Source organism: Myxococcus sp. AM009, assembly GCF_013372605.1.
GTDB lineage: Bacteria > Myxococcota > Myxococcia > Myxococcales > Myxococcaceae > Myxococcus > Myxococcus vastator.
In genome coordinates, this window is sequence record NZ_JABXEP010000061.1 from 14,795 (window position 1) to 34,798 (window position 20,004).

20 protein-coding genes are annotated in these 20,004 nt (G+C 70.3%); 17 read left to right on the forward strand and 3 right to left on the reverse strand.

Translation table 11 applies throughout. The features are described from left to right. Positions 1–39: 39 nt before the first annotated feature. The 8 genes from HV824_RS16990 to HV824_RS17025 are packed head-to-tail and all read left to right on the forward strand — an operon-like array spanning position 40 to position 7,724. Positions 40–1,851 (forward strand): TIGR04551 family protein, encoded by a 1,812-nt coding sequence (locus HV824_RS16990; RefSeq protein WP_176423763.1) that lies wholly within the window; start codon positions 40–42, stop codon positions 1,849–1,851. 2 nt (positions 1,852–1,853) lie between these two features. Next, on the forward strand, positions 1,854–2,102 hold the full coding sequence (locus tag HV824_RS16995) for a lipoprotein (RefSeq protein WP_176423764.1): 249 nt from the start codon (positions 1,854–1,856) through the stop codon (positions 2,100–2,102). Next, on the forward strand, positions 2,099–3,340 hold the full coding sequence (gene lysA, locus HV824_RS17000; protein ID WP_176423765.1) for a diaminopimelate decarboxylase: 1,242 nt from the start codon (positions 2,099–2,101) through the stop codon (positions 3,338–3,340). The genes HV824_RS16995 and lysA overlap by 4 nt, the downstream gene beginning before the upstream one ends. 16 nt (positions 3,341–3,356) lie before the next feature. Further along, positions 3,357–4,244 (forward strand): 4-hydroxy-tetrahydrodipicolinate synthase, encoded by an 888-nt coding sequence (gene dapA / locus HV824_RS17005; protein WP_176419966.1) that lies wholly within the window; start codon positions 3,357–3,359, stop codon positions 4,242–4,244. Between the two features lie 39 nt (positions 4,245–4,283). After that, positions 4,284–5,099, forward strand: a complete 816-nt coding sequence (gene dapB / locus HV824_RS17010; protein WP_176423766.1) for a 4-hydroxy-tetrahydrodipicolinate reductase — start codon at positions 4,284–4,286, stop codon at positions 5,097–5,099. Beyond that, complete coding sequence (locus HV824_RS17015) at positions 5,096–5,866, forward strand: fumarylacetoacetate hydrolase family protein (RefSeq protein WP_176419968.1); 771 nt, start codon at positions 5,096–5,098, stop codon at positions 5,864–5,866. The genes dapB and HV824_RS17015 overlap by 4 nt, the downstream gene beginning before the upstream one ends. Continuing rightward, complete coding sequence (gene folK / locus HV824_RS17020; RefSeq protein ID WP_176423767.1) at positions 5,863–6,387, forward strand: 2-amino-4-hydroxy-6-hydroxymethyldihydropteridine diphosphokinase; 525 nt, start codon at positions 5,863–5,865, stop codon at positions 6,385–6,387. Before HV824_RS17015 ends, folK begins: the two co-directional genes overlap by 4 nt. Continuing rightward, entirely contained in the window at positions 6,384–7,724 is a 1,341-nt protein-coding gene (locus HV824_RS17025; protein ID WP_176423768.1) for a hypothetical protein, read from the forward strand. Before folK ends, HV824_RS17025 begins: the two co-directional genes overlap by 4 nt. A 70-nt stretch (positions 7,725–7,794) precedes the next feature. On the opposite strand, the gene HV824_RS17030 is transcribed toward HV824_RS17025, so the two are convergent. Further along, positions 7,795–8,853 carry an SIS domain-containing protein gene (locus HV824_RS17030; protein ID WP_176419971.1) on the reverse strand — a complete coding sequence of 353 codons (1,059 nt, stop codon included), beginning with the start codon at positions 8,851–8,853 and terminating at the stop codon, positions 7,795–7,797. 132 nt (positions 8,854–8,985) lie between these two features. Here HV824_RS17030 and fsa point away from each other — a divergent pair, with 132 nt between their 5' ends. The 4 genes from fsa (at position 8,986) to HV824_RS17050 (ending at position 12,899) form a co-directional block, all read left to right on the forward strand. Continuing rightward, the gene (fsa, locus tag HV824_RS17035; RefSeq protein ID WP_176419972.1) at positions 8,986–9,657 is read left to right on the forward strand and encodes a fructose-6-phosphate aldolase; all 672 of its coding nucleotides are present in this window, start codon (positions 8,986–8,988) and stop codon (positions 9,655–9,657) included. 188 nt (positions 9,658–9,845) lie between these two features. Then, positions 9,846–10,982, forward strand: coding sequence for an acyl-CoA dehydrogenase family protein (locus HV824_RS17040; RefSeq protein WP_176419973.1), 1,137 nt, complete (start codon positions 9,846–9,848; stop codon positions 10,980–10,982). Positions 10,983–11,099: 117 nt separating this feature from the next. Beyond that, complete coding sequence (locus tag HV824_RS17045) at positions 11,100–11,897, forward strand: electron transfer flavoprotein subunit beta/FixA family protein (protein ID WP_176419974.1); 798 nt, start codon at positions 11,100–11,102, stop codon at positions 11,895–11,897. Between the two features lie 36 nt (positions 11,898–11,933). Further along, complete coding sequence (locus tag HV824_RS17050) at positions 11,934–12,899, forward strand: electron transfer flavoprotein subunit alpha/FixB family protein (protein WP_176419975.1); 966 nt, start codon at positions 11,934–11,936, stop codon at positions 12,897–12,899. A gap of 84 nt (positions 12,900–12,983) precedes the next feature. Here the strand turns inward: HV824_RS17050 and HV824_RS17055 are convergent, their stop codons facing one another. Beyond that, positions 12,984–13,526 carry a cytochrome c oxidase assembly factor Coa1 family protein gene (locus HV824_RS17055; protein WP_255208103.1) on the reverse strand — a complete coding sequence of 181 codons (543 nt, stop codon included), beginning with the start codon at positions 13,524–13,526 and terminating at the stop codon, positions 12,984–12,986. Between the two features lie 127 nt (positions 13,527–13,653). Here HV824_RS17055 and HV824_RS17060 point away from each other — a divergent pair, with 127 nt between their 5' ends. From HV824_RS17060 to HV824_RS17075, 4 genes are all read left to right on the forward strand, one after another. After that, positions 13,654–14,628, forward strand: a complete 975-nt coding sequence (locus HV824_RS17060) for a GNAT family N-acetyltransferase (protein ID WP_176419977.1) — start codon at positions 13,654–13,656, stop codon at positions 14,626–14,628. Positions 14,629–14,744: 116 nt separating this feature from the next. Next, positions 14,745–15,686 (forward strand): DMT family transporter, encoded by a 942-nt coding sequence (locus HV824_RS17065; RefSeq protein WP_176419978.1) that lies wholly within the window; start codon positions 14,745–14,747, stop codon positions 15,684–15,686. 119 nt (positions 15,687–15,805) lie between these two features. Then, a complete protein-coding gene (locus tag HV824_RS17070; RefSeq protein WP_176419979.1) occupies positions 15,806–16,783 on the forward strand; it encodes an MBL fold metallo-hydrolase in 978 nt (325 codons plus the stop codon). A gap of 37 nt (positions 16,784–16,820) precedes the next feature. Continuing rightward, positions 16,821–17,414, forward strand: a complete 594-nt coding sequence (locus tag HV824_RS17075) for an MOSC domain-containing protein (RefSeq protein WP_176419980.1) — start codon at positions 16,821–16,823, stop codon at positions 17,412–17,414. 98 nt (positions 17,415–17,512) lie between these two features. Here the strand turns inward: HV824_RS17075 and HV824_RS17080 are convergent, their stop codons facing one another. After that, a complete protein-coding gene (locus HV824_RS17080; protein ID WP_176419981.1) occupies positions 17,513–18,979 on the reverse strand; it encodes a pentapeptide repeat-containing protein in 1,467 nt (488 codons plus the stop codon). 44 nt (positions 18,980–19,023) lie between these two features. On the opposite strand from HV824_RS17080, the gene HV824_RS17085 reads away from it, so the two are divergent. Beyond that, positions 19,024–19,980 (forward strand): RluA family pseudouridine synthase, encoded by a 957-nt coding sequence (locus HV824_RS17085; RefSeq protein ID WP_163785589.1) that lies wholly within the window; start codon positions 19,024–19,026, stop codon positions 19,978–19,980. Positions 19,981–20,004 lie beyond the last annotated feature (24 nt).

The window sequence follows — 20,004 nt, forward strand, 5'->3', positions numbered from 1 at the left end:
AGACCCGGCCGCCCCAGGTGGCCCTGGAGATCGTTGCCCATGTCTCACGCCCTGCTGGCGGCGCTACTCGTCGCTTCGTCCACGGCCACCGCTCAGACGCCGGTGCCCGAGGGTAGCCCGCCCGCGCCCGCGGAAGCCGCACCCGCTGCTCCCGCCGCACCCGCGGAGCCTGTTCTCGCGGAGCCCGCGCCTGTGCCCTCCACTCGCGAGGGCGTCAGCCGTGACGACCTGGAAGCGCTGAAGGAGGAGCTGCGCGAGGAGATTCGCGCCGAGGCCGCCAAGCAGTCCATTGGCGCCACGGACGAGTGGGCCGAGGAGTTCCCGGAGGAGAAGCGCAAGCTCGAGGTCTTCACGCTCGACGGCTACTTCCGCGTCCGCCCCACGCTCTTCTACAAGTTCGACCTGGGCAAGGTGCCGGGCCGGGAGCTCTTCCCGCGCTCGCCTCGCAGCGCGCAGGAGAACACCCAGTCCTTCGCCACCATGCGCGTGCGCCTGGAGCCCACCTTCAACATCTCCGAGCAGGTGGCGTTGAAGATGGAGGTCCTCGGCCTGGACAACTTCATCATGGGCGCCATGCCGGACACGCTGCTGCCCGGCAACACGCGCAACCTCTTCAGCATCTTCTCGGAGAGCCAGGACCCGTTGGCGGACGCGCTCCAGGACTCCATCAAGCTGCGCCGCGCCTACGGCGAGGTGAAGACGCCGGTGGGCATCCTGCGCTTCGGCCGCATGGGCAGCCAGTGGGGCCTGGGCATGCTGCGCAACGACGGCACCTGCTTCGACTGCGACTTCGGCGACACCGTGGACCGCGTCCAGTTCGTCACCAACCCCTTCGAGGGCTGGTACGTCACGCCGATGCTGGACTTCAACTCGGAGGGCGTCACCGACACGCGCGGAACCGTGGGTGAGCCCATCGACCTGACCCAGTCCGATGACGCGCACAGCTGGGTGATTGCCATCGCGCGCCGGGACACCGACCAGGTCATCCGCTCCAAGCTGGACAACAACCAGGGCGTGCTCCAGTACGGCCTGCACTTCACCTACCGCACCCAGAAGTGGGAGTACGACGGCTCCACGACGAACGGCCAGAACACCGGCTTCATCCCGCGCGACGCGTCGCTGTTCGTGCCGGACCTGTGGCTGAAGTACGAGGAGAAGAACTGGCGGCTGGAGTTCGAGGCCGCCGCCCAACTGGGCCGCATCGGCAACCGCGCGCTGGACGTGGGCGGCATCAACGACCCCACGCTCAACCAGAGCCTCACCGTGGCCCAGTTCGGCGGCGTGGCGCAGGGCGAGCTGCGGCTCTTGAACCAGAAGCTGTCGTTGAACATGGAGCTGGGCTTCGCCTCCGGCGACAAGGCGTATGGCTTCGGCAACCAGCCGGGCCGCCCGGGCTCGGGCACCAACGGCCAGACGGCGGAGGGGGACTTCGAGGGCCCGCAGTACGCCTGCGGCACGGGCGGCTGCACGGACAACGCCATCCGCAACTTCCGCTTCAACCGCGACTACCGCATCGACCTCATCCTGTGGCGCGAGCTGCTGGTCGGGGTGACGGACGCGTTCTATGTCCGCCCGTCGGCGAAGTACACCATCACCGAGGGCTTCGACCTCTACGGCCGCGTCATCTACTCGCAGGCCATGTACGCGCAGTCCACGCCGTCCACCACGAGCAAGGCGCTGGGCCTGGAGGTCAACGTGGGCGCGGACTACAAGACGGAGGACGGGTTCATCGCTGGCCTCGCCTACGGCATCCTGTTCCCGATGAGCGGCCTGCAGGAGTTCAACGAGACGCTGCGCAACGACCTGGACACGCCGCAGACCATCCGCGCGTGGCTGGGGATGCAGTTCTAGCCATGCGTCAGGTCCTCGCGGCGCTGTGCGTGGCCGCCAGCGTGTCATTGACGCTGGCGGCGTGTGGCATCAAGGGGCCGCCTCGGCCACCCGGGCCGCCGCCAGCGCCCGCGACGCAGACGCAGCCGCCGCCCCCCGAGTCGGAGCGAGGGCCCCTGGCGCCATCAGGGCCCACCCTGTCTCCCACGCCGGAGACCGGGGTGGAGACGCCGCTGTCACCGCCGGCGTCCGAGGACGCGGGAGCCCCGTGAATCACTTCACCTATCGCAAGGGCGTGCTCCACGCGGAGGAGGTGCCGCTGGCGGCCATCGCCGACTCTGTGGGCACGCCCACCTACGTGTACTCCACCGCCACGCTCAGCCGGCAAGTCCGGGTGGTGACGGAGGCCTTCGGAGACCGGCCGCACCTCATCTGCTATTCGGTGAAGGCCAACTCGAACCTGGCCATCCTCCGGCTCATCGCCGAGCGCGGCGGCGGGTTCGACATCGTCTCTGGCGGCGAGCTGGCCCGGGTGCGGCACGCGGGCGGGGATGCCGCGAAGACGGTGTTCGCTGGCGTGGGCAAGACGCAGGAGGAGATGGAGGCGGCGCTGGCCGCGGGCATCCTCCTCTTCAACGTGGAGAGCGCCGAGGAGCTGGAGGCGCTGGACGCCGTGGGCCGCCGCCTGGGCCGCCGCGCGCCCTTCGCCCTGCGCGTGAATCCGGACGTGGATGCGCGCACGCACCGTTACATCTCCACCGGGTTGAAGACGTCGAAGTTCGGCGTGCCGTTCGAGGAGGCGGTGGCCCTCTACGCGCGCGCGAAGAAGATGAAGGGCCTCTTGGCCGCTGGGCTGGATTGTCACATCGGCTCGCAGCTCACCCAGACGGCGCCCATGCGCGCGGCCTTGTCCAAGGTGGCGGGCCTGTACTCCGCGCTCAAGGCGCAGGGCCACCCGCTGGCGTACCTGGACGTGGGCGGCGGGCTGGGCATCACCTATTCGGATGAGACGCCGCCGTCTCCGGACGCGTACGCCCGCACCGTGATTGCCGCGGCGGGAGCCACCGGGGCCACGCTCATCCTGGAGCCGGGCCGGGCGCTGGTGGGCAACGCGGGCGTGCTGCTCACGCGCGTGCTGTACCGGAAGAAGACGCCAGCGCGGCACTTCGTGGTGGTGGACGCGGGGATGAACGACTTGCTGCGCCCCGCGCTCTACGAGGCGCACCACGGCGTTCAGCCCCTGGTGAAGCGGCGGGGCAAGGCGGTGGAGGTAGACGTGGTGGGGCCGGTGTGTGAATCCACCGACGTGCTGGCGAAGGCGCGGCCCCTGGTGCTCCCGCGGGCAGGCGAGTTGTTCGCCTTCATGAGCGCGGGCGCATACGGCATGAGTATGTCGTCCACCTATAATTCCCGGCCACGCCCGGCCGAGGTGCTGGTGGACGGTGAGGCGTGGCGCGTGGTCCGGGAGCGCGAGCGCGTCGAGGATCTCTGGCGCGGCGAGCGGGCCTGAACGTATAAGCGCCGGCATGAAGACCTTCGAAGGCTCCATGACGGCGCTGGCCACTCCGTTCCGCGACGGAGCGCTCGATGAGCCCGCCTACCGGGCGCTGGTCCGCCAGCAGATTGAAGGGGGCACCTGCGTGCTGGTCCCCATGGGCACCACGGGCGAGGCCGTGACGATGACGGCCGACGAGCGGGCTCGCGCGGTGAAGGTGGTGGTGGAGGAGGCGAAGGGCCGCGTGACGGTGGTGGGCGGCGCCGGCTCCAACAGCACCGCGGAGACCATTGAAGGTGTGCGCCGCGTGCGCGACGCGGGCGCGGACGGCACGCTCATCGTCACGCCCTACTACAACAAGCCCACGCAGGCGGGCTTGCTGGAGCACTACCGCGCGGTGGCCAAGGCGCACCCGGGCTTCCCCATCATCGCCTACAACGTGCCGGGCCGGACGGGCGTGGACCTGCTGCCCGACACCGTGCTGCGGCTGTGTGACATCCCCGAGGTGGTGGCGCTCAAGGAAGCCACCGGCAGCATGCCGCGGGCCATCGACATCCTGGAGAAGTGCGGCGACCGGATGACGCTGCTGTCCGGTGACGACTTCACCGTGCTGCCCTTCATCGCGTGCGGTGGCAAGGGCGTCATCTCCGTGTCCTCCAACGTGGCGCCGCGGATGATGGCGGACCTGGTGGCGGCGGCGCGCGCGGGGAATATCGCGGTGGCGCGCGACCTCCAGGTGCGGATGAATGAGCTGCACCGCCTGCTCTTCATCGAGTCCAGCCCCGCGCCCGTGAAGTGGGGATTGCACGTGATGGGATTGTTCGGGCCCGAAGTGCGGTTGCCCCTGGTGCAGATGACCGAGCCCAACGCCGCGAAGCTTCGCGACACCTTGCGCCACCTGGGCCTGCTCACGGGCTGAGCTTTCTCGCACCCCGCCGTTACCTGGAGCGCGGCAGACATGATTCGCACCGTCATCACCGGCATCACCGGCCGCATGGGCAGCACGTTGCTCCGCCTGGCGCGCGACTCGGGAGACCTGCGGGTGGTGGGAGGCACGGCGCGGCCGGGCAGCGCGTCGGTGGGCCAGGACGCCGGGGTGGCCACGCGGCTGGGCCCGGTGGACGTGACGGTGGTGGACAGCCTGGAGCGGGCGCTGGACGCCGCGCGGGCGGACGTCGTCATTGACTTCACCAGCGCGGAGCTGAGCGTGGCGCACGCGCAGGTGTGCGCCGCGCGCGGCGTGGCCCTGGTGGTGGGCTCCACCGGCTTCACGCCGGAGGCGTCCGCGGCGCTGGCCCAGAGCGCGAAGAAGGTGCCCATCGTCGCCGCGCCGAACATGTCGGTGGGCGTCAACCTGGTCATCCGCATGGCCGCGGAGCTGGCGCGGGTGCTGGGGTCGGGCTTCGACGTGGAGGTGCTGGAGGCGCACCACCGCATGAAGAAGGACGCGCCCAGCGGCACCGCGCTGCGACTGGCGGACGTGCTGGCGGAGGCCCTGGGGCGCACCCAGGAGGACCTCACCTTCGCGCGGCATGGGCAGCTGGGCGCGCGGCCGGCGCGCGAGATTGGGGTGCAGACGCTCCGCGGCGGCGACGTGGTGGGCGAGCACACCGTGTACTTCCTTGGCGAGGGTGAGCGCATCGAGCTCACGCACCGTGCCACCAACCGAGACCAGTTCGCCGCGGGCGCGCTGAGGGCCGCGCGCTGGGTGGCGGGGCGCGCGCCGGGTCTCCATGACATGGCCGACGTGCTCGGCTTCCAGAGGACTTCATGACGACCGCGCGCTACTGCCGCTTCCTGCACGAAGGCCGTGCGCACCACGGCCGGGTGGAGGGCTCCGAGGTGGTGGTCCTCACCGCCGCGCCCTGGGCCGGCGCGAAGGAGACGGGCATCCACCGCTCGCTGTCCTCGCTGACGCTGCTGGTGCCCTCGGACGCGTCCAAGGTGGTCTGCATCGGCCAGAACTACCGCAAGCACGCGGAGGAGATGGGCAAGCCGGTGCCACCCGAGCCGCTCATCTTCACCAAGCCCTCCACGGCGCTCAACGGCACGGGCTCGCCCATCCGCATCCCCAAGGCGAGCCAGGAGGTCCACTACGAGGCGGAGCTGGCGCTCGTCATCGGTGAGAAGCTGAAGAACGCCGACGCGTCCACCGCCGCGCGCGCCATCTGGGGCCTCACCTGCTTCAACGACGTGACGGCGCGCGACGTCCAGCGCCGCGAGGTTCAGCACACCCGCGCCAAGGGCTACGACACCTTCGCGTGCGCGGGGCCGTGGGCGGTGACGGGCCTGTCCCCCGACGACCTCCAGATTGTGTGCCGGGTGAACGGGCAGGTGCGCCAGGACAGCCGCACGTCCGACATGATTTTCAGCCCCGCGCGCCTGGTGTCGTTCATCTCCCACATCATGACGCTGCTGCCCGGGGACATCATCAGCACCGGGACGCCGTCGGGCGTGGGGAAGCTGTCGGCCGGGGACACGGTGGAGGTGGAGCTGGAGGGAATCGGGACCCTGGTGAACCCTGTTGAGCTGGAGCCGTGAGCGACACCGTCTACGTCGGGTTGGGTTCCAATGAGGGAGAGCGCGAGAATCACCTCGTCGCCGCCCTGGCCGCGCTGTCCTGCATCGACGCGGTGGCGGTGCTCCACTGCTCCTCGCTCTTCGACAGCGCCCCCGTGGGGCCGCCGCAGCCGCGCTTCCTCAACGCGGTGGTGGCCCTGGAGTGTGGCCTGCCGCCGCAGCGGCTGCTCTGCATCCTTCAGCAGATTGAGAAGGACCTGGGCCGCCGCCGGGACGTGCGCTGGGGCCCGCGCACCATCGACCTGGACATCCTCTTCTGGGAGGGACAGGTGGTGGCCGACCCCACGCTCCAGGTGCCCCACCTGGAGCTGCACAAGCGCCGCTTCGCCCTGGAGCCGCTCGTGGAACTGGCGCCCCACCTGCGTCATCCGGTACTGGGGATGCCGGTGAAGGAGCTCCTCGGGAAACTCGCCCCGCAGGATGTCCGCAGGAGCGAGGCCACCTGGTGGCCCGAAGCGAGCTACTCGAGCAACGACACATGAATCTGTCCCTTGCCCTGGCCACCGCGGCGCTGTTGACCGCCGAGCCTTCGACGCTGCCTCCCAATCATCCGGCCATCCCCCCGGGGACCACGGCCTCGCCCGCCACCTCCGGCATGCCGGAGGGCCACCCGCCGACGGAGGGCGTGGCCCCCAGCATCAACCCGGAGCAGCTGCCCCCGGGCCACCCGCCCATGTCGGGCACGGGCCGGGCGCCGCCGTCCGCGGAGGAGCTGCTGCGCCAGCTCGACTCCACGGAGGGGCTGGCGGACCGGGAGAAGACCTTCGAAATCGCCGCGTCGCTGGGCCGCCTGTACTACGTGAACGGCCGCAACGCGGAGGCCAGCACGTACCTCCAGCAGGCCCTGGCGCGCGCGCAGCCCACGCGGGAGCTGTTCCTGGCGCAGCGCAAGAAGCTGGGCAAGGCCGCGGTGCCCACCGCGGAGGCGGCGGGCTGCGACTTCACCCCGAACATGCCGGTGGAGGACATGGGCGCGGCCGCGCAGGCGCGCGCCAAGAAGGGTGACACCGCGGGCGCGGCGGCCTGCGCGCGCGCGGCGCTGGCGCCGGTGCTGGACGTGGCGGTAATGCAGGCCAACGCGCTCTACCTGTCCAACGACAGCGGCAAGGCGCTGGTGGCCTATGAGGCCGTGCTGGAGGTGGAGCCCCGGCACGAGGACGCCCTCTACGCGCGCGCGGCGCTGCTCTTCGAGGCGAAGGGCGACGACGTGGCGGCGCTGAAGCAGGCGGGTGAAGGCTTCGAGGCGGTCGCCACCACGTACCCTGACTCGTTCCGCGCGCCCATGGCGAAGCGGATGGTGGCGCTGGTGGAGGAGACGGTGAAGGCGGGGGGCCGCAAGCAACTGCTCGCCTCGCGCGCGGAGGACCGCCGCATCCGCCTGTCACAGGCGCCCGCGGCCGCCGCGCCGGATGCGCCCCGGCCGCTGTCGCAGGAGATGGTGGACGCGGTGAAGAACACCGAGCGCACGCCGGAGCTGGAGCAGGGCCTGGCGAAGCTGGTGGACGAGGGCGAGGAGCACCTGGCGAAGGGCCGCTACCAGGAGGCGCTCGCCAACTACACCCGCGTGGTGCCCTTCCAGCCGGAGAATGGGCGCGCGAAGGCGGGCATGGCGTGGGCCCTGGTGGGCCTGGAGCGCCCCATGGCGGCGCGCGTGTGGGGCGTGGCCGTGCAGAGCGACCCGCTCTCCGTGGAGAAGCTGGGCGACACGCTCAAGGCCAAGGGCGACGACAAGGGCGCGAAGGCGCTCTGGGAGAAGCTCGCCACCGACGCGCCGGACTACCCCAACAGGGCCAGCCTGCAGGCAAAGCTGGGGAAGTAGCGCTCGAGCGCTAGAAGCACTTCGCGGCCAGCGGGCCCTGCACGTTCAGCAGGACCGCGCGGCCCACGCCTCAGACGAACTTCGCGGCCAGCAGGTCCTGCACGTCCAGCAGGCCCACGGCGCGGCCCTCCACGTCCACCACGGGGAGTTGGTCCACGCGCAGCTCGCGCATCTGCGTGGTCGCGGCCAGCACCAGCGTCTCCGGCGTCACGCAGCGCGGGTTCTTCCCCATCAGCTCACGCACGGGCACGGTGAAGTCGGTGAGGCCCGCCTCCACGCGGCGGCGCAGGTCGCCGTCGGTGAAGATGCCCACCAGCTTCCCGGCCTTGTCCACCACGCACGCGGCGCCCGGCCGGCCCGGCGTCTTCGTCATCACCGCCACCACCGCGGACAGGGGCGAGGTGTCGCGCACCAGCGGATTGGCGTTTCCGGTCCGCATCAGCTCGAAGACGCGCTGCACCGAGCGCCCCAGCTTCCCGCCCGGGTGCAGCAGCGCGTAGTCCTCCGTGCCGAAGGGCCGCGAGCGCAGCACGGTCATCGCCAGCGCGTCGCCCATCGCGTGCAGCGCGGCGGTGGAGGCCGTGGGCACGAGGCCCATGGGGCACGCCTCCGCGATGGCGCCGATGTCCAACACCACGTCCGCGCCGCGGCCCAGCGGGCTCTTCGCGTCGCCGGTGAGGGCGATGACGGGCGTCTCCATCCGCTTGAAGGAGGGGAGCAGGCGAATCAGCTCCTCCGTGGAGCCGCTGTTGGACAGCGCGAGGATGACGTCGCCCCGGCCCACGCGGCCCAAATCCCCGTGCACGGCCTCCGCGGGGTGGAGGTACACGGAGCGGATGCCCGTGGAGGCCAGGGTGGCGGACAGCTTCTGGCCAATGTGGCCCGCCTTGCCCATGCCCGTGACGATGACCTGGCCCGCGCAGTCGCGCACCAGCTGCACGGCGCGCAGGAAGTCGGCTCCCAGACGCTCCGTCACGCCGAGGATGGCGCGGGCCTCGGCCTCCAGCACGCTCCGCGCGTAGGCGAGCGTGGCCTCCGCGTCAGGGAGGACGGCAGGCGCCTGGGCGGGACGGCCGGGGAGGGCGCGCAGGCGGGGCTTCTTGGCGGCGGAGCGGGAAGGGCGGGCCATGTTCAGTGTCCGGCCTTCTACCTCCGCCCCCCCGCGGTGGCCACCCTTGACGCATGGGGGGGCATCGGTTACGCGCCTGCTCGCCCGGCCTCCTTCGGCCGGGGCACATTCCACCTTCAAGAGAGGGACGAGATGAAGTTCTTCATCGACAGCGCCGACGTGGAGGAGATTCGCAAGGCCCACGCCATGGGCTGCGTGGACGGGGTGACGACCAACCCGTCCCTGCTCGCCAAGGTGGGCCGGGGCCTGGAGGAGACCATCCGCGAAATCTGCTCCATCGTGGACGGTCCCATCAGCGCCGAATGTGTGTCCATGGAAGCGGACGAGCTCATCAAGGAGGGCCGCTCCCTGGCGAAGATCCACGACAACGTCGTGGTGAAGATTCCCATGGGCGTGGAGGGCATGAAGGCCACCAAGGCGCTGACCGCCGAGGGCATCCGCACCAACGTCACGCTGTGCTTCTCCGCCAACCAGGCCCTGCTGTGTGCCAAGGCCGGCGCCACCTACGTGTCGCCCTTCGTGGGCCGGCTGGATGACATCTCCCAGGACGGCATGGAGCTCATCTCCCACATCCTGGAGATCTTCCGGAACTACGAGTACTTCAACACGCAGGTGCTGGTGGCCAGCGTGCGCAACCCCGTGCACGTGCTCCAGGCCGCGCGCCTGGGCGCGGACGTGGCCACGCTGCCCTACAACGTCATCACCCAGCTGGCGAACCACCCGCTCACCGACGCCGGCATCAAGAAGTTCCTGGCCGACTGGGAGAAGGTCCCCAAGGCCACCAAGCCGCCCGCAGCCCAGTAGTTCCTCGGGAAATACGGACTTTAAGCAGCTTCCTGGGCTCCAATCCCCGTGCGGGGTTGGGGCCTGTTTTTTTGAGAAAATGGACCCGGTCCTCCTCCGCTTCCCGGTGGGTTGGACTGGCGATTTCGCGCCGCGGCATGTATTCGTTGACTCCCGAGTCAACGAGCCGAACCTGTCACGAGGTCCCCATGGAATTCCAGCTCACCGACGCCCAGCGCGCGCTGCAGGATGCGGCCCGCAAGTTCGCCCGCGAAGTCGTGCGTCCGAAGGCCGCCCACTACGACGAGACGGCCACCTTCCCACTCGATTTGCTGACGACCGCGTGGGAGCTGGGGCTGCTCAACATGGCGATCCCCACCGAGTACGGTGGCGTGGGCCTGTCGCACCTGGAGCAGACCCTGGTCGCCGAGGAGCTGAGCTGGGGCTGTGCGGGCGTGGCGACGTCCATCATCGCCAATGACCTGGCCAACCTCCCCATCATCCTCCACGCGACGGACGAGCAGAAGAAGCGGCTGCTCACGCCCTTCACGGAGAAGCTGAAGTTCTCCTCGTTCTGCCTCACGGAGCCCGAGGCCGGCAGTGACGTGGCCAACATGCAGACCACGGCGCGGCTGGACGGAGACCACTACGTCCTCAACGGCGCCAAGTGCTTCATCACCAACGGCGGCCAGGCGAGCCAGTACACGGTGTTCGCCTCGGTGGACAAGGGCAGGAAGCACAAGGGCATCACCTGCTTCGTGGTGGAGGGCCGCCCCGAGGGGCTGTCTGTCAGCAAGCACGAGAACAAGATGGGCCAGCGCGCCAGCGAGACGGTGTCGCTGACGTTCGAGGACGTGCGCGTCCCGGTGGCCAACCGCATTGGTGAAGAGGGGCAGGGCTTCGCCATCGCCATGGCCACGCTGGACAACAGCCGCCCCCTGACGGCCATGTTCTCCGTGGGCATCGCCCGCGCCGCGCTGGAGCACTCCATGGAGTACTCCACCCAGCGCCGCACCTTCGGCAAGCCCATCATCGAGCACCAGGCCATCCAGTTCATGATCGCCGACATGGCCATGAACACCCACGCGGCGCGCATGCTCACCTATGAGAGCGCGTGGCTGCTGGACGAGGGCAAGCGCAACTCCCTCCAGTCCAGCTACGCCAAGTGCTTCGCCGCGGACATGGCCATGAAGGTCGCCACCGACGCCGTGCAGGTGTACGGCGGCTACGGCTACATCAAGGAGTACCCCGTGGAGAAGCTGATGCGCGACGCCAAGCTCATCCAGGTCTACGAGGGCACCAGCCAGGTCCAGCGGCTCGTCATCGCGCGGGAACTGTTCAAGTAGCGCCGCGGCACCGCGTCCGCCGGCCGTTTCCCATTGCCGCCGCGACGCGCCAATGCCTATTAACCCAGACCGTTTTTTCCAGATTCCAAACTCCTCCCCGTAAGGAGAAGCACCGCCGTGAAGATCCTCGTCACCGCCAAGCGCGTGGAAGACCCCGAGTCGAAGATCAAGGTCAAGCCGGATGGCTCGGGCATCGTTCAGGAGGGGCTGAAGTACAAGATCAACCCCTTCGATGAAATCGGCGTCGAAGAAGGACTCCGGCTCGTCGCGAAGCACCAGGGCGAAGTCGTGGTGGTGTCCGTCGGTGGCAAGGAGGTGCAGGAGCAGCTCCGGCACGCCCTGGCCATGGGCGCGCACCGCGCCGTGTGGGTGAACCACACCGGCCCGGTGGACCAGCTCGGCATCGCGGCCCTGCTCCAGAAGGTCGTGGAGAAGGAGCAGCCGGACCTCGTCATCCTCGGCAAGCAGTCCATCGACGATGACCAGAACCAGGTGGGCCAGTACCTCGCCGAGTTCCTCGGCTGGGGCCAGGCCACGTTCGCCTCCAAGGTGGAGTCCATGGAGAGCGAGCAGGAGAAGAACAAGGTCCCCGCCATCGTCGTCTCCGCCGACAAGAAGAGCGTGCAGGTGATTCGCGAGGTCGACAACGGGCTCGCCACGGTGGAGTGCCAGCTGCCCGCCGTCGTCACCACGGACCTGCGCCTCAACCAGCCGCGCTACGCCAGCCTCCCGGGCATCATGAAGGCGAAGAGCAAGCCCATTGAAGAGCTGACGCCTGCCAAGCTGAGCGTGGACGTCACCCCCGCCATCCAGGTGCTGAAGATGTCCGCGCCCCCGGCGCGCAAGGCCGGCATCAAGGTCGCGGACGTCCCTGCCCTGGTCGAGAAGCTGCACAACGAGGCGAAGGTCGTCTGAGCGGCCCTTCCGCACACTCTCTACGGAGTCATCCAAATGCCAATCGTTCTCATTGTCGCCGAGCAGCAGCCGGACGGGAACCTCCGCAAGGCCACCCTCAACGCCATCTCCGCCGGCAAGCAGCTCGCGGAGAAGGCCGGTGGTGAGCTGCACCTCGCCCTGGTGGGCAAGGACCCCGCGAAGGTCGCTGACGAGCTCAAGGGTTACGGCGCGAAGGCCGTGCACCTGGGCGCCGCCGCCGAGCTGGAGCACTACCTCGCGGAGACCTACGCGCCCGCCATCGCCGCCCTGGCCCAGGAGCTGAAGGCGGACTACATCGGCATGGCGTCCACCGCGCAGGGCAAGGACCTGCTGCCCCGCGTGGCCGGCCGCCTGCGCGCCGCCATGGCCACCGACGTCATGGCCATCAACGGCAGCGGCGCGGACCTCACCTTCACCCGTCCCATGTGGGCCGGCAACGTCTTCGCCGACGTGAAGCTCACCACGCCGGTGAAGGTGCTCACCCTGCGCGCCACCGAGTTCCCCGCCGCCGCTGGCGGTCAGGGCGCCGCCGAGGTGAAGACCTTCAGCCCGAAGGTCGAGGCCTCCAAGACGAAGTTCGTCGACTTCAAGGAAGTGAAGAGCGCGCGGCCCGAGCTGACCGAGGCGCGCGTCGTCGTCTCCGGTGGCCGCGGCACCAAGGGCGACTTCAAGGAGATTGAGGGCCTGGCGGACGACCTGGGCGCCGCGGTGGGCGCGTCCCGCGCGGTGTGCGACGCGGGTTGGGTTCCCAATGACTTGCAGGTCGGCCAGACGGGCAAGGTGGTGGCGCCGTCGCTCTACATCGCGGCGGGCATCAGCGGCGCCATCCAGCACCTGGCGGGCATGAAGAGCTCGAAGACCATCGTCGCCATCAACAAGGACCCCGAGGCCCCCATCTTCCAGGTGGCGGACTACGGCATGGTGGCGGACCTCTTCAAGGTGCTGCCCGAGCTGCGCGCGGAGCTGGCGAAGCTGAAGTAGCGCCGAAGGGCACGGACGTGTCCTGAAACACGAAGCGAGGGGCGACGTGGGGGCTTCCCCGCGCCGCCCCTTCGCATTTCCACCTCACAGCTCGATGTCGCGGCCCGCGTCGCGCGGCGCCACTTCTCCGGGCTCAGGGACCTGGTCCGCGTAGGGCGGTTCGGCGGGCAGTGGCAGCTCGGGGCGCTTGAGCGGTTCGGCGCGGAGCAGGTCGATGAGCGTGCCGTCGCTCAGGGCGACGATGAGGTTGTTGAACTGCCAGGGCCCGTCTCCGCGTTTCTCGCCCTGCGCGTGCAGCGTGCCCTTGCCGTCGGGCCCCTCGAGCGGGAGGGAGAACTGCGCGCGAGAGACACCGTTGCGGCTCTGCACGGAGCTGCGCCGGGGCAGGCCACTCTCAAAGGGCGTCCCCAGCGCGCGCCGCACCTTCGCGTCGCCGCTGGCGATGGCCACCGCTTCCCGGTGCGCGTCGGACTGGCCCAGGGAGGAGAAGCCCAGGTACGTGGCCAGCACGCCCAGGCCGACGCACGAGGCGAGCAGCCCCAGGCACCCCAGCGGAAGGACCCAGCGCCAGTGGCGGCTCCACCAGCCGGGCCGGGGCGCCATTGAACCTTCCCGTGTCGTGTCCATGGCCACCTCCTCTCGCTTCGCGCGCGGCCTCCTCTTATTCGCTCCCGGGGCTCCCGGGGAACGCGCGGAGGCCGTCCGGCACCGCCAGCGGTTGGTGTGTGTACCGGGCAACAGGTAGATTTCGCGTGTGCCTTCGCGAGCCTCCTCCGCAGAGGTGTTGTTGGACGTGCTGGAGGCATTGCCTCCGGGGCACCGGCTGTGGGTGCGGGGCGCGGGGCGAAGCCTGTTTCCGCTGCTGCGGGCCGGGGACTCGGTGCGGGTGATGCGCTGTGGCCCGGGCTCGCTGGCGGCCGGGGACGTCGCGCTGATGCGGCAGGGGCGCGAGCTGGTGGCGCACGTGGTGGTGTCCACGCGGCCATGGCGGACGGCCTCGCTGCTGGGGCCTCAGGACGCTCCGGGCGGCGTGACGCTGGGCCGGGTGGTGGCCATCCGCAGGGGGCGCTGGGTGGTTCCACTGCCCAGGCCGCTGCGCCCGGCGCTGCGGCTGGCGCAGCAGGCCGCGTCCACGGCGTGGGCCTGGCCCCGGACCCGGCTAGTGTCTCGGGGCGTGTGGGACTTCCTCTTCTCCGGATGGTCGCTGCCGCTTCGTCACCGCCTGGTGGGGCCGCTGGAGGTGCGGCTCCTGACGGCCGGCGACCTGGACCCGCTCCTGGCCTATGCCAGTGAGCGGCTGGTGGTCTCTCCGGGCTTCTTGCGCCGTCAGCTCCGCGAGCGCTGGGGCCTGCCGGACGCGGGGCGCCGGGGGGCCGCGGCGGGCGCCTTCGACGCGCAGGGACGGATGCACGGCTTCGCCTGGTTGGACTCCTACCGGCAGGAGGGCTTGCAGCTGGAGGGCGTCTGGGTGCGCTCCCTGGTGGTGGCGCCCCGCGTGCGGCGCATGGGCGTGGCCACGGGGCTGCTGGAGTGCCTGATGGACGAGGCCCGGCGGCAGGGGCAGTCGCACGTCTTCGCGGACGTGGACGAGGACAACACGGCGTCGCTGCGCACCTTCGAGCGGCTGGCGTTCCGGCGAGCGGACGCCACGTTGACCCAGCAGGCCAACGCGGCCTGGGATGCCACGGGCCGCTCCAAGCGGCTGGTCGTCGTCGAGCGCACCCTGTAGGCGCGCGCTCGGAGAGTTGCGCGGCCGCCCAGGCTGCGTCAGAAAGCCCGCGGCCGTGGCCGCCGTGACGTCACCTGGCGAGCCTGGCGTCATCCTCTCCGGTGGACCCTCGCGACATGAGCACCTCGACGTCCGACATGCTGGGGGGCGCCACGGAGCCTCCGTCGCGGTCGCAGCGGCTCCGCGCGGATGGGGCGCTGGCGCTCATCACTTCGTTCTGGGGCATCACCTTCGTGGTGGTGAAGGACGCGCTCGGGCACGCAGACCCGTTCAGCTTCCTCACGCTGCGCTTCCTCGTGGGCGCGGTGGTGCTGAGCGCCCTGGCGGGACGACAGGTGCTGACGGCGCGCAACCTGCGCAGCGGCACGATGCTGGGGACCTTCCTCTTCCTGGGCTTCTCCCTGCAGACGGTGGGGCTCACCACCACCACGCCTTCGCGCTCGGCGTTCATCACCGGGCTGTGCGTGCTGCTGGTGCCGCTGCTGTCGCTGGTGCTCTACCGGAAGGCGCCGAAGTTCACCTCGCTCCTGGGCGTGGGCATGGCGGCGGTGGGGCTCTTCTTCTTCACGCAGCCGGACGTGGGGCTGGGCAGTGGTGGCCTGTCGTCCGGAGACGTGCTGTCGCTGGGGTGCGCGGTGGCCTACGCGTGCCACATCCTCATGACGGAGCGGCATGCGCCGAAGCAGGGCGTCATGGGGCTGGTGGCGGTGCAGCTCTGGACGGTGGCGCTGCTGTCCGCGCTGTGCCTGCCCTTCGTGGAGCGGCGCGTGGCGTGGCACTCGTCCTTCGTGGGGGCGGTGCTCATCTGCGGCGTGTTCGCCAGCGCGCTGGCCATCAGCGTCCAGACGTGGGGACAGGCGCGCACCACGGCGGTGCGCGCGGCGCTCATCTACTCGCTGGAGTCGGTGTTCGCCGCGCTGTACTCGGTGCTGCTGGGCTACGAGACGCTCGGGCCTCGCGAGTGGCTGGGCGGCGCGCTCATCCTGTCGGGCGTGTTGATGTCGGAGGTGGGCGCGGCGGCCTGGGTGTGGTGGCGCGCGAGGGCGCCAGCGCGGTAGCGGCCCCGCCGCAGGGCCTGCGTGGGGCCATTCGCGGCCTGTCCACCAGCCGGGCGGGCAGGGCGGTGAAGAGGAGGCGGCCTCCGGCGGGTGGACGCGCTATACCCGGGGCCCTTCCCATGAGTGTGGAGCTGCGGCGAAACGGGATGCACCTGACGGGCACCTCCCTGTCCCTGGATGCGAAGCGCAAGTCGCCATTGTGCTTCGTGAGTCATGGGCATTCGGACCACATCGCCCGGCACGAGAGCACCATCGCCACGGCGGCGACGCTGCGCTTCATGACGCATCGCCTGGGGCCGGTGCGTGAGCCGCGCGAGGTGCCCTTCCGGCAGCCCTTCGAGCTGGGGCCGCTGCTGCTGGAGCTGCTACCGGCGGGGCACATCCTGGGCAGCGCGCAGCTCCGCGTGACGCGGCCGGATGGGCGCCGCATCGTCTACACCGGGGACCTCAACGTGGCGCCGTCGCTCACCGCCGAGGCGACGGAGGTGGCGGAGTGCGACACGCTCGTCATCGAGTCCACCTTCGGGCATCCGCGCTACCGCTTCCCGCCGCGTCCGGAGGTGCTGGGGCAGGTGGAGGCGTGGCTGCGGATGCAGCTGGAGCGCGGCGCGGTGCCGGTGCTGCTGGGCTATCCGCTGGGCAAGAGCCAGGAGGCGATGAAGCACCTGGCGGGGCGCGGCTTCCCGCTGGTGGCGCACTCCTCCATCTACGAGGTGGCGCGGCTCTACGCGGAGCTGGGCGTGCCGATTGAAAATCTGCGCTGCTACGACGGGAAGGTGGAGCCGGGTGAGGTGCTCTTCTTCCCGCCACACCATGCGCGGGGTGGGGCGCTGGCGCCGCTGTGGCCTCGGGCGACGGCGGTGCTGACGGGGTGGGCGGTGGACCGGGGCGCGGTGCGGCGGTACGGCGCGGACGTGGCCTTCCCGCTGTCGGACCACGCGGACTTCCCCGGGCTGGTGTCCTACGCGAAGTCCACGGGGGCGCGGGAGGTGCTGACGTGCCATGGCTTCGCGGAGGAGCTGGCGCAGGCGCTGCGCGACGCGGGGATGGACGCGCGCCCGCTGGGTGGGAAGCCGCAGCAGCTCGGGTTGTTCTGAGAGGCGGCGGGAGGCAGGGTTCGATAGAAAGACGGCGATGGCCCGCAAGACGCCGCAGTGTGAAGGACGCATCGAGCGCGTCCTCGTGTGTACCGAGCGCAAGAGCTTCGTCACGAAGGAGCTGCCCGAGGCGCGGGTGTCCTTCGAGGGCCTGGAGGGCGACCGCCACGCGGGCCTGACGCGCGCGGCGGACGTGCGCACACCGTGGTTCCCCAAGGGGACGCCCATCCGCAACACGCGGCAGCTCTCCCTGGTGTCGAGCGAGGAGCTGGCGCAGGTCGCGGAGACGTTGGGCATTCCGCGCGTGCTGGCGTCCTGGCTGGGCGCGAACCTGGAAGTGGCGGGCGTGCCGCGGCTGACGCACCTGCCTCCGGGCACGCGGCTGTTCTTCCCCGAGGACGCGACGCTGGTGGTGGAGGGGGAGAACGAGCCCTGCACGGGCCCGGGGCGCGTCATCGAGGCGCATCATCCGGACGTGCAGAAGCTGGCGAGCCGCTTCGTGAAGGCGGCGTGGCAGCGCCGGGGACTGGTGGCCTGGGTGGAGCGCCCCGGCATCATCCGCGCGGGGGACACCGTGAGGGCGGTGCTGCCCAGGCCCGTGACGTACGTGCTGCCTTCGTCCGGCGCGTAGCGCCGCGAGCCCTCGCGCCAGGAACACCACGGGGCCGCCAGGTCCAGGAGCATCTCCCGGACCCCGCGGCCCCGCGGGCCTCGACCTGCACCGGACGGCTACTCCTCCGGTGATTGGACGATGAGCTTCTCCTTGCCGCACACGTCACAGCGCAGGTGGACGAAGAGGTCGCCGTCGCTCTCCTCGGGAACCTCACCCTCGGGAACGCCCAGCTCCTCCTTCGCCAGCGCCGCCACCTTGGACGGAATCTCCTCCGCCTTCAGCGACTGGACGTACGTCATCTCCCGCTCGTGGCACTCGCGCGTCTCGGGGCCGGTGAGCCACGACGGCTCCATGCCCTCCGGCAGCCGGCTCACCAGCTCCAGGTGGGTGACGGACTCGGCCAGGTAGGCCAGCCGCCGCAGCCGGGCCTCGTCCGGCAGCGCCGCGAAGACCTGGAAGCCCTCCAGCAGGGCATTGCGGTCCTCACCCGTGGCCAGATGCGCCAGCTCCAGCGACGCGTCGCTCGACTCCAGCGCCTCGTCCCAGTTGTTCTCCGGGTTGAAGCCCGCCTCCAGCAGCGACGTGTAGAGCTGCGTGGCCGCCAGCCGGCGCCGCGCCTCCTGCAGGTGCTCCACGACTTCGTGCGTCAAGCGCAGCTCCAGCAGCGCGCCCGTGGTGCGCGGGTCGATGGCGCCCGTCAGGTCATCCACCTCCACCTCTTCCCGCAGCGCACCCTTCAGCACCTGGGCCGCGGAGAAGCGGAACAGGGGCAGCACGCCCACCTCGCGCAGGTACATGGCCGCCACCGGGGCGTCCTTGGCGCCCATGCGGAGCGCCTTCTGCGCGCGGTCCACCACCGCCGGGTCCGCCGCGGGCTTCTTGTTCTCCAGCCGCGTCTTCACCGCCTCGCGGTAGAGCGTCTCCAGCGAGCTGCCCGGAGGCAGCCGCTGCGGCAGGAGCGGGCGCAGGCCGGGCACGTCCAGCACCCACAGCGGGGGCACGCCCATCCGCTTCAGCGCCCGGAAGAAGAGCGAGCCGGGAGGGTCCTGGGGCCGGAACGGCGGGAGCTCGTCGCCGGCGGGCTCGCCCTGGAGCAGGGTGGCCGCCTGTGCGCCCAGCGCCTTCTCCCTTTGCTCACGGGTGAAGGCGGTGATGCCCTGGGCGGGTGGCGGCGGAGGCGGCGGGGCCTCCTCGCCGTCCAGACCGACGACGCGGTCCATGTCCACATCGTCGAGCTCGACGTCGTCGAGCCCCTTGGCGCCCGTGAAGTCGCACCGCAGCAGCTTCAGCTTTTCGAACGTCGCGCCTTCCAGGTTCGCACCCCGGAAGTCGCAGTCCTGGAGCCGGCCGCCGTGGAAGTAGGCATTGGAAAGGTCCGCGTCCCGGAAGTTGACCTTGGACAGGTCGCACCGGTCCCATTCCGAGCCGATGAGGCCCAGCCCGGACAGGTCCGTGTTGGCGGAGAACAGTTGAGTGAAGGTGGCGCCGGTATGGTCGGTGGCGACCTGGCCGGACTTGCGCATCCGGTTCCATTCCGCCGAGCCACTCTGGAGAAGCTTCTCGATACTGGGGGCTTTCGCCATGGACCCGGGATTATTCGTATGGTCTGGTCCGTGCGCCAGCACAAATGATCGAGTACCGAATCGAAGCCGACACCGCCGGGATGCGGCTGGACAAGCACCTGCGCAAACGGCTCCCCAATGTTCCGGTGAGCCACCTCTTCAAGATGATTCGCACCAAGAAGGTGCGGGTGAACGGGAAGCGTGCGCAACCCGAGCAGTTGCTGTCCGAAGGAGACGTGCTCACCATCCGCGGCGACGAGCAGCAGCTCGTGGGCGCGGAACGTCCGAAAGTGGACCCGCCTCCGCCACCGGTGGACCCCAGCCGGTTGGTCATCCTTCGAGAGGACGACTGGCTCATGGCCGTGGACAAGCCCAGCGGAATGGCCGTCCATACCGGCAGCGGCATCACCGGCGGGACGCTGGTGGACTACGTGCGCGCGTACCTGGGGCCCAAGGCCGTCCGCAACGACTTCGCGGCCTCGCCCGCACACCGGCTGGACCGGGAGACCTCCGGCGTCATCCTGGTGGCCAAGCGGCGCCCGGCCATGGTGCACTTCACCGAGGTCTTCACCCACGGCCTGTCCCGCAAGCGCTACCTCACCCTGGTGAAGGGGAAGATGCCACGGGACTCCGGGGTCATCGACCTGCCCTTGTCGGAACACCAACAGACGGCCGAGTCCAAGGCCCGTCGGGGGGTGAACATGCAGGCGGCCGTCACCCGGTGGAAGGTCGTGAAGCAGTCGGGCGAGGCGGCGCTCCTGTCCTGCGCCATCGAGACCGGGCGCACGCATCAGATAAGAAGGCATCTGGCCGCCATCGGACATCCGGTGGCTGGGGACAGGAAGTACGGTGACTTCGCCTTCAACCGCGACGTGCGGGCGCGCTGGGGGCTCAAAAGGTTGTTCCTGCACGCCGAGCGCATCGAATTCCCGCATCCCGAAGGCGGCGCGAAGGTGGTCGTCGAGGCCCCCCTCGCCGTCGAGCTCCGAGATGTGCTCAAGCGGGCCGCATTGGTGCCCTGACGCCCGCGAGGCACAAAAGAAACG